Annotated in this window: 11 protein-coding genes; 6 read left to right on the plus strand and 5 right to left on the minus strand. The window is 59.3% G+C overall.

The window, feature by feature from the left end; translation table 11 throughout:
* Positions 1-54 precede the first annotated feature (54 nt).
* Positions 55-1,146 carry a heat-inducible transcriptional repressor HrcA gene (gene hrcA, locus JZX88_RS02695; protein ID WP_206912443.1) on the minus strand — a complete coding sequence of 364 codons (1,092 nt, stop codon included), beginning with the start codon at positions 1,144-1,146 and terminating at the stop codon, positions 55-57.
* A gap of 136 nt (positions 1,147-1,282) precedes the next feature.
* Between hrcA and rph the strand changes: the two genes are divergently transcribed.
* From rph to hemW, 3 genes are read left to right on the plus strand one after another with little or no spacing between them, the layout of a single operon-like run.
* A complete protein-coding gene (gene rph / locus JZX88_RS02700; protein ID WP_065114696.1) occupies positions 1,283-1,999 on the plus strand; it encodes a ribonuclease PH in 717 nt (238 codons plus the stop codon).
* A gap of 17 nt (positions 2,000-2,016) precedes the next feature.
* On the plus strand, positions 2,017-2,661 hold the full coding sequence (gene rdgB / locus JZX88_RS02705) for an RdgB/HAM1 family non-canonical purine NTP pyrophosphatase (RefSeq protein ID WP_065114695.1): 645 nt from the start codon (positions 2,017-2,019) through the stop codon (positions 2,659-2,661).
* A gap of 5 nt (positions 2,662-2,666) precedes the next feature.
* Positions 2,667-3,866 carry a radical SAM family heme chaperone HemW gene (gene hemW, locus JZX88_RS02710; RefSeq protein WP_065116109.1) on the plus strand — a complete coding sequence of 400 codons (1,200 nt, stop codon included), beginning with the start codon at positions 2,667-2,669 and terminating at the stop codon, positions 3,864-3,866.
* Between the two features lie 60 nt (positions 3,867-3,926).
* Here hemW and dnaA read toward each other — a convergent pair whose 3' ends face one another.
* From dnaA to mutM, 4 genes are all read right to left on the minus strand, one after another.
* Positions 3,927-5,390, minus strand: coding sequence for a chromosomal replication initiator protein DnaA (gene dnaA, locus JZX88_RS02715; protein WP_180566407.1), 1,464 nt, complete (start codon positions 5,388-5,390; stop codon positions 3,927-3,929).
* A gap of 870 nt (positions 5,391-6,260) precedes the next feature.
* Positions 6,261-6,527 (minus strand): 30S ribosomal protein S20, encoded by a 267-nt coding sequence (gene rpsT / locus JZX88_RS02720; protein ID WP_004439523.1) that lies wholly within the window; start codon positions 6,525-6,527, stop codon positions 6,261-6,263.
* Between the two features lie 194 nt (positions 6,528-6,721).
* Entirely contained in the window at positions 6,722-7,495 is a 774-nt protein-coding gene (locus JZX88_RS02725; protein WP_206912444.1) for an enoyl-CoA hydratase, read from the minus strand.
* Positions 7,496-7,543: 48 nt separating this feature from the next.
* Positions 7,544-8,440, minus strand: coding sequence for a bifunctional DNA-formamidopyrimidine glycosylase/DNA-(apurinic or apyrimidinic site) lyase (gene mutM, locus JZX88_RS02730; protein WP_065114693.1), 897 nt, complete (start codon positions 8,438-8,440; stop codon positions 7,544-7,546).
* 143 nt (positions 8,441-8,583) lie between these two features.
* Between mutM and ubiE the strand changes: the two genes are divergently transcribed.
* The 3 genes from ubiE to JZX88_RS02745 all read left to right on the plus strand — a co-directional run bounded on the left by ubiE (position 8,584) and on the right by JZX88_RS02745 (position 12,300).
* Positions 8,584-9,360: a bifunctional demethylmenaquinone methyltransferase/2-methoxy-6-polyprenyl-1,4-benzoquinol methylase UbiE gene (gene ubiE / locus JZX88_RS02735; protein ID WP_142855231.1), complete on the plus strand. Its 777-nt coding sequence runs from the start codon at positions 8,584-8,586 to the stop codon at positions 9,358-9,360.
* 37 nt (positions 9,361-9,397) lie between these two features.
* A complete protein-coding gene (gene ubiB / locus JZX88_RS02740) occupies positions 9,398-10,972 on the plus strand; it encodes a 2-polyprenylphenol 6-hydroxylase (RefSeq protein WP_065114691.1) in 1,575 nt (524 codons plus the stop codon).
* Positions 10,973-11,385: 413 nt separating this feature from the next.
* On the plus strand, positions 11,386-12,300 hold the full coding sequence (locus JZX88_RS02745; protein WP_065114690.1) for a sterol desaturase family protein: 915 nt from the start codon (positions 11,386-11,388) through the stop codon (positions 12,298-12,300).
* Positions 12,301-12,377 lie beyond the last annotated feature (77 nt).

Consider the following 12,377-nt stretch of genomic DNA (forward strand, 5'->3'; position numbering starts at 1 on the left):
AATCAAGGCTTGCGGCGAAAAGCTTGCCGCATTGCCTGACCTTGCGGGCTAGTCCTATCTCTGCTTACGGGAAAGGCGGGCCATGATCTGCGCCGTATAATCGACCATGGGAACGATGCGCGCGTAATTGAGCCTCGTCGGCCCGATAACTCCGACCGCACCAACGACACGGTTGTCCTCGTCGCGATAGGGCGCAACGATCAGCGATGAGCCGGAGAGCGAAAAGAGCTTGTTTTCCGAGCCGATGAAAATCCTCACCCCTGAGCCTGTTTCCGCGAGATTGAGGATTTCGATCAGATTCTCCTTGCGTTCCAGATCGTCGAACAGCAGGCGCACACGGTCGATATCCTCTTCACCGGCCAGCCCTTCCAGCAGGTTGGAGCGTCCGCGAACGATGAGACGGCCGAGCTTGCCGTCCTCATTGTCTCCCGCCCACACGGCCAGGCCGCGTTCTATGAGGTCCTGCGCCAGCGTGCCGAGTTCGGATTGCAGCTCAGCCCGCTGCTTCTGGAACTGGCCGCGCAGTTCCTGCAGCGTCTGGCCGGAGAGATGGGCATTGATGAAATTGGCCGCCTCGGTCAATTGCGACGAGGATATACCGGTCGGCAATTCGATGATGCGGTTTTCAACCTGATTGTGGTCCCCCACCAGCACGGCAAGCGCCTTGGTGGGTTCCAGCCGGATGAACTCGACATGTTTGAGGACAACGTCGTTCTTGGCCGTGAGCACAAGACCCGCCCCGCGCGACATGCCGGACAGCATGCGGCTCGCCTCTGTCAGCAGCCCTTCCAGCGACTGCTCATGGGCCGCCACCGGGCCGATCTGCCGGTCGATGCTCGCCCGCTCTTCGGCGGGCAGATCACCCACCTGCATGAAGGCATCGACAAAAAAGCGCAGCCCCGTCTGCGTCGGCAGGCGGCCGGCGCTGATGTGCGGCGAATAGATGAGGCCGAGTTCCTCCAGATCGCTCATGACGTTACGAACGGAAGCCGGTGAAAGCGACATCGGCAACAGCCGCGAGAGGCTGCGCGATCCCAGAGGCTCACCGGTATCGAGATAACCTTCGACGATGCGCCGGAAAATTTCCCGCGACCGTTCATCCAGCAACGATGCCTGATCTTTTGAAAGCGGTGCAGAAAAACCCATTTCGTCCGTTCTTTATCGTCGAGATCCTGTCTCCATCAATATAATGCGTCGCACGGCTGCGGCAAAATGGAAATTGGCTTTGCAAAAGCCCGGAGCGCGCCTTAGAAGGCAGGAACCAACATGGAGAGTGGATCATATGCGGCCTTCAGGCAGAAAAACCGATCAGATGCGCAAGGTTTCCTTCGAGCGCAATTTCTCGAAACATGCCGAAGGCTCCTGTCTGGTAAAATTCGGCGACACGCATGTGCTCGTCACCGCAAGCCTTGAAGAAAAGACGCCGCCGTGGCTGCGCAACAGCGGCAAGGGCTGGGTGACCGCCGAATACGGCATGCTGCCGCGCTCCACCCACGAGCGCATGAAGCGCGAAGCCGCCGCCGGCAAGCAGGGTGGCCGCACACAGGAAATCCAGCGCCTCATCGGCCGCTCGCTGCGCGCCGTCGTCGATCTGCAGGCACTCGGCGAGCGCCAGATCAGCATTGACTGCGATGTCATCCAGGCCGATGGCGGCACACGCACGGCCTCCATCACCGGCGCATGGATTGCCCTGCATGACTGCCTGAAGTGGATGGAAACCCGCAACATGATCAAGGTCGAGAAGGTTCTGAAGGACCATATCGCGGCGATCTCCTGCGGCATCTTCGCGAACCAGCCGGTGATCGACCTCGATTATCTCGAGGATTCCTCCGCCGAAACCGACGCGAACTTCGTCATCACCGGCTCCGGCGGCATCGTCGAAGTCCAGGGGACGGCGGAAGGCGCGCCCTTCTCCGAGGAAGAATTCCTGACGCTGCTCGGTCTTGCCAAGGCCGGATGCAGCGAACTGGTCGCCCTTCAGAAACAGGCGATTGCCTGAGCCGACAGGAAAGCGTGATGCGCAAGCTCGATACCAGAACGATCGTCGTCGCCAGCCACAACAAGGGCAAGATCGCCGAAATCGCCGATCTGATCGGACCTTTCGGTTTTTCCGCCAAATCCGCGGCGGAGCTGAACTTCGAGGAGCCGGACGAGACGGGCACCACCTTCGAGGAAAACGCCGCCATCAAGGCACTGGCGTCGGCGAAGGCGTCCGGCCTGCCCGCCCTCTCGGATGATTCCGGTCTGGTCATCGACGCGCTGGATGGTGCGCCTGGCGTCTACACCGCCAATTGGGCGGAGACGGCCGACGGAACGCGCGACTTTGCCATGGCCATGCAGAAGGTCGAGGATGCACTTGCCGAGCGTGGCGCATCGAAGCCGGAAGATCGCACGGGCCGCTTCGTCAGCGTGCTCTGCCTTGCCTGGCCGGATGGGCATCTCGAATATTTCCGCGGCGAGGTGGAAGGCACTGTCGTGTGGCCGCCGCGCGGAACGAGCGGTTTCGGTTATGATCCCGTCTTTAAACCCGAAGGATATGACACCACATTCGGCGAGATGACGGCGGATGAAAAACACGGCTGGAAACACGGGGATGCCTTCGCACTCTCACACCGTGCCCGCGCCTTCAAGAAATTCGTAGAAACCTGCCTGGAGGCATGAACCCGATGGTCGGGGAGCATCAACTTTCTGCCCCCGGCGCATCGCTTCTGCCGGATACGGGCGATCCCGGTTTCGGGATCTATCTGCATTGGCCCTTCTGTGCGGCCAAATGTCCCTATTGCGATTTCAACAGCCATGTCCGCCACCGGCCGGTGGATCAGGAGCGCTTTACCGCAGCTTTCCTCCGGGAGATGGAACATATGCGGGCGCTCAGCGGCCCACGGGTCGTCACCAGCATCTTCATGGGCGGCGGCACACCTTCGCTGATGGACCCGCAGACGGTGGGTGCGGTTCTCGATGGCGTCTCGCGCTTCTGGCATGTGCCCGATGGTATCGAGATCACCATGGAGGCCAACCCTTCCAGCGTCGAGGCGGAACGTTTTCGCGGCTATCGCGCGGCAGGCGTCAACCGCGTCTCGCTCGGCGTGCAGGCGCTGAACGACCGGGACCTGAAATTCCTCGGGCGCCTGCATGACGTTGCCGATGCCTTGAAGGCCATCCGGCTGGCGCGGGACATCTTTCCGCGCATGTCCTTCGATCTGATCTATGCCCGCCCGAACCAGACGGTGGCCGAATGGGACGCCGAACTGAAAGAGGCGGTTTCCTATGCGGTCGACCATCTGTCGCTCTATCAGTTGACCATCGAAGAGGGCACGCCCTTTTACGGGCTGCACAAGGCCGGCAAGCTCATCGTGCCGGATGGCGAGCATTCAGCCGTGCTTTATGAGGCGACGCAGGAAATCACCGAGCGTTACGGCATGCCGGCCTATGAGGTTTCCAACCATGCCCGTCCCGGCGCCGAAAGCCGCCACAACCTCACCTACTGGCGTTATGGCGATTATGCCGGCATCGGCCCCGGCGCGCATGGACGCCTGACGAGGGGCGCCTCCAAGCTCGCAACCGCCACCGAGCGCCACCCGGAAACCTGGCTCGAAACCGTCGAGCGGGAAGGCCATGGCATGGTCGATCAGGAGATGCTGGGTGTCGACGAACAGGCCGACGAATTGCTGCTGATGGGACTTCGCCTGCGCGAAGGCATCGACCTTGCCCGCTGGAGCGATCTTTCCGGCCGCGATCTCGACCCGGAGAAGGAGGAATTCCTCCTCCAGCACGGTTTCGTCGAGAGGCTCGGCAATTCCCGCCTGCGCTGCACGCCGTCCGGCATGCTCATTCTGGACGCGGTGGTGGCCGATCTCGCCTGCTGACGCCAGCTTTAGCCCAATAAACAAGATGACAATAAAAAAGCGGCCCGAAGGCCGCTTTTTTCATGCGTTGTTTTCGTTGATCAGGCGTTTCAACAGCTCAACCTCATGGCCGAGCTTGGTGTCGCCGGAAATCAGTTCCTCGATCTTACGCACCGCGTGGAGAACCGTGGTGTGATCGCGACCGCCAAAGCGGCGACCGATCTCGGGGAATGAGCGCGGCGTCAGCATCTTGGCCAGATACATGGCGATCTGGCGCGGCTTGACGATGACGCGGGTGCGACGGTTGGAGACCAACTCCTGCCGCGACACATTATAGTGCTTGGCGACGATGCGCTGAATATCCTCGATACGCACGCGCTTGGCTTCACCGGTTCCGACGAGGTGCGACAGCAGCTCATCGACACGGTCAACCGAGAGGTTCGGCTCGAAAGAGCGCCGGAACATCAGCTGGTTGAAAGCGCCTTCAAGCTCACGTCCGCTTGCCGTCACACTCTTGGCCACATGGGTCAGGATTTCGTCCGAAATTTCGAAGGACGGATCGTCCTGACGTGCAGAGCCGAGGCGTCGGTTGAGCATTTCATAACGCATGTCGTAGTCGGGACCTTCGATCTCGATCGCCATGCCGCCCTGCAGGCGGGAACGGACACGCGGATCAAGCGATTCCAGCTCCCACGGCGCACGGTCAGCCGCAACCACAACCTGCTTGGCGCTGTCGAGCAGCATGTTCAGCAGGTGGCAGAATTCATGCTGGATCATCTTGCCCTGCAGGAACTGCATGTCGTCGATGACCAGCAGGTCGATATTGCGCAACGTATCCTTCAGCGTCAGCGCGTCATTGTCGCGGATCGCCGTGGCGAAACGCCACATGAAATATTCAGCCGTCAGATAAACCACGCGCGGATTGCGCGGGCTGTCGATGGCCGCATTGGCAATGGCCTGCAGAAGATGCGTCTTGCCAAGGCCGACACCCGCATGGATGAACAGCGGATTGAAGCGCACGGCGCCTGCACCGGCTTCGGCGATCGTCTTTGCCGCCGCAAGCGCGACACGGTTGGACGACCCTTCAACAAAGGTATCGAAGGTAAAGCGCGTATCGAGCGGCGAGCCGAACAACGGCCCGGACCCACCCTGGCGCAGTGTTGCCTGCGCTGCCGCAGGCTGTGCGGCAGGCGCTGCTGCGGGCTGCGACGGAATGAAGGACTTGTTACGCGGCGCCGCGCCGATTTCCGGCACGGGCTGTGCCCGCTCTTCGGCCTGTGCCGGACGAGCCGGACGGCTGGCCGAGCGGACAAGAATTTCCACCTTCAGCACATCCGGATCCTCGCTCTGGACGAGGTTCGTGATCAGGTCCATGTAACGGTTATTGATCCAGGACTTCAGAAAGGTCGTCGGAACGGTAAAACGGACGACGCTTTTCGAAACGGAGTGGAGTTTGAGCCGTGCAAACCAGCTTGCATAGACCTCGGGACCGACCTGTGCCTTGAGCCGCGCGCTAAAACGTTCAAACAGCGCATCGTGCTTCATTGCCGATTTGTCCCCTGCCGCATCAGAGCAAGCTGCATCACATGCCTTTGGTGCGCGGTCCCCATCAGCCACCGCACCCATCGCCAAATTCAATTGCATATTGCCGCCTTTCAAATTGCCAATCATAGCCTGACGATCAAAGATCGACCGCCAGGGATCCCCCTCGTATTATTCCTGCCCCCAGCGTTCCCCTCGAAAGAACGTCAAAGGCTACTACTCGTTTGCGAGCCGGTTATCCCATTTCCCTCCCCTTCATGGAGAGGCCTGCGACACGCTAAAAACGCTCCTTTCGTTACAACCTTAAGGCGCATTCTTGAGGACAAAAAACCCCTGCCCGTTCCGAGACCGAAACGGCACAAAAAGCTCCATGACCTGAGAAAACGGATCTCGAAAGACCCGCCAGCAAGAAGGTGAATATCGTCGATACGATCATCGAGATAATCTGTGGACTGAGATCCGCACCCCTTGTTGGAATGCATTTAGGCAGGATCGTGGTGAGAGATCAATGGCGTTTTTTCTGCAAAAACTCAGATCGGCCATTGACTCACAAAGGCCGTTTTGCATCACCGACGAGGTGCGAAGCAGAATCGCTTATGAATCAATGAGATTCAATTTTGGCAATTTTTGAGAGCCGCTTTTGGCAAAAAAATAAAAATCTTCTTGACTCAAAACTTGTCCCGACTTCCGTAGAGAAAGCTTCTCATTTTCCGGAAGACCTCCGGCAAGTATTTGTTTTTACTTCATTTTTCCTGTCGTCCATCTGACACGCGTTTGTCACGTTACGGTAGGAAAGATTAACAGGCGGTTAGAATCAGAAAAAGCCCGGTCAAAAGACCAGGCTTTTTGAATAATTATTTGTGATTAGCCGGATTAGGCGGAAAGAGCCTTCACGCGCTGTGCGAGACGCGACACCTTGCGGGATGCCGTGTTGCCGTGCAGAACGCCCTTGGTCGCGGCGCGCTGGATCTCCGGCTGAGCAGCCTTCAGAGCTTCGGTAGCGACTGCGAGATCACCGGTAGCGATTGCTTCCTCGACCTTGCGGATGAAGCCACGAACGCGCGAACGGCGAGCCTTGTTGACTGCGGTACGGCGAGCGATCTTGCGGGTCGCCTTTTTCGCCGAAGTTGTATTGGCCATGTATGCCTCTCTTCGAATTCAAACCAAATTCCGCAACCAGAGGATCGGGTCGTTCGACGACCTCACGTAACCCAAGAATGCGGGAGTAATTTCGGACAAGCCGGATGGCTTTCCTTAACCGTGGGCGGGCATATACCGCTAAAGCGCGCACCCGTCAACGCGCAAAACGCTAAAAGCGCCGATATTCCGAATCCTTAGCGATTCCGGAAAACGGGTTTGCGCTTTTCGACGAAGGCGGCCATGCCCTCCTTCTGATCCGCGGTGGCGAAAAGCGACTGGAAGGATCGCCTTTCATATCGCAGCCCTTCCGCAAGCGGGACCTCGAAGGAGCGATTGACGCTTTCCTTGGCCATGAGAACCGAGGCGCGTGACAGCGAGGCAATGCGGGTGGCGGCCTCCACGGCCTCCTCCATCAGTTTTTCCCCGGGCACGATGCGCGAGACGAGTCCGGCGCGCTCGGCCTCGGCCGCATCCATCATGCGCCCGGTCAAAACCAGATCCATCGCCTTTGCCTTGCCCACCGCCTGCGTGAGGCGCTGTGAGCCGCCCATGCCGGGAATGACGCCCAGCGTGATCTCCGGCTGGCCGAACTTTGCCGTATCAGACGCGATGATGAAATCGCACATCATCGCCAGTTCGCAGCCACCGCCGAGCGCAAAACCGGAAACGGCGGCAATGACCGGCTTCCTCGTCGCCGCGACCTCGTCCCAGCCGCCGAGAAAATCACCGACATAGGCATCGACGAAATCCAGCCCCTGCATCTCCTTGATGTCGGCGCCTGCGGCAAATGCCTTTTCCGAGCCGGTGATGATGACGGCACCGATGGAATCATCGGCGGAAAATGAAGAGAGAATGTGCCGAAGTTCCTTCAGAAGCACCGAGTTGAGAGCGTTGAGCGCTTTCGGGCGGTTGAGCGTGATGACGCCCACCTCATCGCGTTTCTCGACCAGTATCGTTTCATAATCCACGGTAGTCTCCCTTCTCCGCTATTTCCGGCCCGTTGTTTTCCGGCTCAGTCACTTCTGGCAGGCGGCGCAATAAAAGGTCGAACGACCGGCCTGCACCACTCTTTCAACCGTACCCCCGCAGCCGGGTGTCCGGCAAGGCTGGCCCTCCTGATCGTAGACCGAAAAGGAATGCTGAAAATAACCGAGCGTTCCGTCCGTCTGGATATGGTCGCGCAGGGAAGAGCCGCCAGCGGCGATCGCATCCGCGATGACATCGCGGATCTTCTCCGTCAGTTCAACTAGCTGCGCTTTGGGTTTGCCGGTTTTCGTGACCAGTGTTCCCGCCGCCCGCAGGGGTGAAAGATGGGCGCGCCACAGTGCCTCGCAGACATAGATGTTGCCGAGACCGGCAATCACCTTCTGGTCCAGCAGCGTACTTTTCAACGGCTGGCTTTTGCCATCGAACCGGCTCGCCAGATAATCGGCGCTCAGCGCATTGCCTGTTGGTTCCGGCCCCAGCTCCGCAAAGGCCGGGTAAAGATCAAGCCTGTTGCGCTCCACCAGATGCATGAAGCCGAAGCGACGCGGATCATTATAGACGACACAGGCACGCTCTCCGCCCCTTTCCAGATGAAAGACGACATGGTCGTGCTTGCCGTCCTTCGAGCGGGCATAATGAAAAGCGCCGGACGTATTGCCGGCTTCATCCACTTCCGCCTCGATGCGGAACGAACCGGACATGCCGAGATGGGCAACGATGGTCAGCCCGTCCTCCAGCTCGATCAGGAGGTATTTCGCCCGGCGGCCGAGAGACAGGATCGCCTTGCCTTCAATAAGCGCCGCGAAATCTTCCGGAAACGGAAAACGCAGATCCGGGCGGCCAAGATGGAGCTTGCGGACCCTTGCGCCTTCCATGGCTGGGGCGAGGCCGCGCCTGACGGTTTCGACTTCTGGCAATTCTGGCATCTGGCTTATCCGGCAGTTTATCGTTAGGACCATGTGGTCTATACAATGCACGCGAAATGTCGCGCTTAAGCTATGCGGCAACAGATAGCGCCGCCGTGGCGTTTCCGCTATGGTCCGCCACGCAATAAATATGGAGACAGACGATGACCGACGCCCGTACGACCGCAGAAGGTGGCATGGAAACGTCCTATGGCTTCCACAAGGTGGACGAAGGCAAAAAGCAGGGGCTGGTCAACGAAGTCTTCCACAAGGTGGCCAAACGCTACGATATCATGAATGACGTGATGTCGGCGGGCCTGCACCGGCTGTGGAAGGACGCCATGGTCTCCTCGCTTTCGCCGCGCAAGGACTCCTCCTACAAGGTGCTGGACGTGGCGGGCGGCACCGGCGATATCGCCTTCCGTATCGTTGAAGCCTCCAATCGCCTGGCGCACGCCACCGTTCTCGACATTAACGGCTCGATGCTGGCTGTGGGCGAAGAGCGCGCGGCAAAAAAGAAACTCTCCGACAATCTGACCTTCGTTGAGGCCAATGCCGAGGAACTGCCCTTCGAGGCGAATAGCTTCGATGCCTATACCGTCGCCTTCGGCATTCGCAACGTGCCGCGCATCGACGTCGCGCTGAAGGAGGCCCACCGCGTGCTGAAGCGTGGCGGGCGGTTGCTGGTGCTGGAATTCTCCGAAGTCGAAATGCCGCTTCTCGATCGCGTCTATGACGCCTGGTCGTTCAATGCCATTCCACAATTCGGCAAGATGATCACCGGTGACGCCGAACCCTATCAATATCTGGTCGAGTCGATTCGCAAATTCCCCAATCAGGAAGATTTTGCATCGATGATCCGCACCGCCGGCTTCTCCCGCGTGACCTACACCAATTACACCGGCGGCATCGCCGCCCTGCATTCCGGCTGGAAGCTTTAAGGCGCATGGCTGGCAGAAGCAGGAGACAAGCATAAGCATGAGCACTTTGGGCGCATATTTCCGCCTCGCAAGGGTGGGCTGGGTTCTCGTGCGCGAAGGCGTCGTGCTGGCCTTGCCATCCGATGATCTTCCTGCTCCCGCACAATTGCTGAAAACGCTGCTGAAGCCGTTCGCCCGCAGCAAGGCGAAACGGGCCCAGCGCAGCGACCGGCTGGCCGTGGCCGTCGAACGGCTTGGACCTTCTTATGTGAAGATGGGTCAGTTTCTCGCCACCCGGCCGGATGTGGTGGGTGCTGACTTCGCCGATGATCTTGCAAGTCTTCAGGACCGCATGGCCTTTTTCCCGGCCGCCGCCGCGAAGGCCAATATCGAAGGTTCGCTCGGACGGTCGGTTTCTGATCTCTACAGGGAATTTGGCGATCCGATCGCCGCCGCCTCCATCGCCCAGGTGCATCCGGCAATGGTGGATACACCCAAGGGGCCGCGCAAGGTCGCCGTCAAGGTTATCCGCCCCGGCGTGCGCCAGCGTTTCCAGAACGATCTCGAGGCGATGTATTTGATCGCCGACCTGCAGCAGCGCTTCGTCCGCTCCGCCCGCCGCCTGCGACCGGTCGAGGTCACCCGCACGCTGGAGCAGACGACCAAGATCGAGATGGATCTGCGGCTTGAGGCCGCAGCCCTTTCCGAACTGGCGGAAAACACCAAGGACGACCCCGGATTCCGCGTTCCCGAGGTCGACTGGGAACGCACCGGGCGCGATGTCGTCACCATGGAGTGGATCGACGGCGTCAAGATGTCCGATATCGAGGGGCTAAAGGCTGCCGGTCACGACCTGAACCAGCTCGCCGACACCCTGATCCAGTCTTTCCTGCGGCACACGCTGCGCGACGGTTTTTTCCATGCCGACATGCACCCCGGCAATCTCTTCGTCGATGCCCAGGGCATGATTGTTGCCGTGGACATGGGCATTGCCGGACGCCTTGGCAAAAAGGAACGCCGCTTCCTCGCCGAAATCCTCTATGGCTTCATTACCCGCGATTACATGCGGGTGGCGGAAGTGCATTTCGAGGCGGGCTATGTGCCTGGCCACCACGATAAAGCGAGCTTCGCGCAGGCGATCCGCGCCATTGGCGAACCGATTCACGGCCAGCCGGCCGAGACAATCTCCATGGGCAAGCTTCTGACGCTGCTGTTTGAAGTGACCGAGCTTTTCGACATGGAAACACGGCCGGAACTGGTGATGCTGCAGAAGACCATGGTGGTGGTGGAAGGCGTGTCGCGCATGCTCAATCCGCGTTTCAACATGTGGAAGGCGGCCGATCCGGTGGTCGGCGGCTGGATCCGCGACAATCTCGGTCCGAAGCGCATTGCCACCGATCTGAAGGATGGCGTGAAGGCGGCCCTCAAACTTGCCGAGGCAGCACCGGAAATCGCCGCCAAGACGGAGAAACTGCATTCCGATCTGATGTATATGAGCGAGAATGGCCTGCGTTTCGACGCGCAGACTGCGGAAGCCATCGGCAAGGCGGAGGCGCGCCACACAAAATGGGGCCGGATAGCGCTGTGGGTGATTGCGCTGACGCTTCTCTATATTGCTGTCAGGGTCAGCTGAGCATCTGAAGACGAACGAGTGCCATGCTGGTGTAATCTATTGGAGGAATAAGGGCCTGATCTTGAAACAAGACAGGTGATCCATGCGGATAAAGGCGTTCTCGCCGCTTGCTTTGATGCTCATATCCATTCAACTGGCTTTGGTGCCGGATGCGATGGCCGAGCATCGGGTCCATGATCCATGCACCGACGGGCGCGCAAGTGACGGGAAACCACGCAGCTGTGGCGAATTGCGGCGCGCGCTACGCCATTCGGACAGGCCCGACCGCAGGGATTTGAACGATGAGAGGCCAACGCGGCGGTTCGGGATTGACCCCTGCAGCGATGGCCGTTTCAGTGACGCAACGCCGCGATCCTGCGCGGAATTGCGCCGATGGTTGAGAGACAGGTAATGCCGGACGGGATTTGAAATTCATGGCAAAATCGCAAGCATTGAAAGTGGCCCTTTCTTATTCTTCGTGGCCGCTGGTGTTCGTGGGCGGCCTTGCGGGCTCCTATTTCGCGTTTACGAGCAGCCATCCGATCGCGGCTTTTCTGGCCGTTTATGCGGGCGCAGTTCTCAGCCTGTTTCTTCTCGAGCGCTATATTCCCTATGAAGTGCAATGGCTTGAGGGTGACGGCGAGACCGTGAACAGCATCGGCCATACGCTTTTGACAAAAGGGCTTGTCCAGCTCGCGGCAGCGGCAGCCGCGATTTTCCCGATGCTGACAGCCAATGTGCTGCAGCCCCTGGCCGCCATGCGCTTCGACCTGTGGCCGTCGCAACTGCCTATGATCGTTCAGGTGGCGCTTGCGGTAACGATTGCCGAATTCGGTCTTTACTGGGCCCACCGCATTGCCCATGAAACCGTGTTCTTCTGGCGCTTCCATGCCCTGCACCACAGCGTCGTGCGGCTCTGGGTCGTTAATACGGGACGGTTCCATGTGGCCGATTCCCTGTTCAAGATCGCGCTCAGCCAGATTCCGCTTTATTTCATGGGCGCGCCGCTGCAGGTTTTCTGGTGGCTGGGCGCCGTGACCGCCTTCATCGGCATTTTGACCCATTGCAATGTCGATATGAAAACGGGGTTGCTCGACTACGTCTTCAGCACGCCGCGCCTGCACCGCTGGCACCATTCAAAACAGCTTCCGGAAGGAAATACCAATTACGGCGAAAACCTCGTCATCTTCGATCTGATCTTCGGCTCCTACCACAATCCCGACCGGCCCTCCTCCACCGATATCGGCATCAAAGGAGAAATCGCGAAGGGGTTTCTGCCGCAACTCGTGCAGCCATTCACCAGGGAAGGCGTGCGTCAGATCATCGGCAAGGACAAGAAGATCAACTGACGGAAGATTACGGGCTGGCGCATTTCCAGTAAAAGTGCGTAGCGGTTTTACGCCCGGAAAATGCGGAACAACAAAGA

Source organism: Agrobacterium sp. OT33 (assembly GCF_017313365.1).
GTDB lineage: Bacteria > Pseudomonadota > Alphaproteobacteria > Rhizobiales > Rhizobiaceae > Agrobacterium > Agrobacterium rhizogenes_A.

Bases quoted from the DNA above. Each gene is read 5' to 3' on its own strand.
- hrcA (WP_206912443.1), bottom strand. From the start codon at position 1,146: ATGGGTTTTTCTGCACCGCTTTCAAAAGATCAGGCATCGTTGCTGGAT.
- rph (WP_065114696.1), top strand. From the start codon at position 1,283: ATGCGGCCTTCAGGCAGAAAAACCGATCAGATGCGCAAGGTTTCCTTC.
- rdgB (WP_065114695.1), top strand. From the start codon at position 2,017: ATGCGCAAGCTCGATACCAGAACGATCGTCGTCGCCAGCCACAACAAG.
- hemW (WP_065116109.1), top strand. From the start codon at position 2,667: ATGGTCGGGGAGCATCAACTTTCTGCCCCCGGCGCATCGCTTCTGCCG.
- dnaA (WP_180566407.1), bottom strand. From the start codon at position 5,390: ATGAAGCACGATGCGCTGTTTGAACGTTTTAGCGCGCGGCTCAAGGCA.
- rpsT (WP_004439523.1), bottom strand. From the start codon at position 6,527: ATGGCCAATACAACTTCGGCGAAAAAGGCGACCCGCAAGATCGCTCGC.
- mutM (WP_065114693.1), bottom strand. From the start codon at position 8,440: ATGCCAGAATTGCCAGAAGTCGAAACCGTCAGGCGCGGCCTCGCCCCA.
- ubiE (WP_142855231.1), top strand. From the start codon at position 8,584: ATGACCGACGCCCGTACGACCGCAGAAGGTGGCATGGAAACGTCCTAT.
- ubiB (WP_065114691.1), top strand. From the start codon at position 9,398: ATGAGCACTTTGGGCGCATATTTCCGCCTCGCAAGGGTGGGCTGGGTT.
- JZX88_RS02745 (WP_065114690.1), top strand. From the start codon at position 11,386: ATGGCAAAATCGCAAGCATTGAAAGTGGCCCTTTCTTATTCTTCGTGG.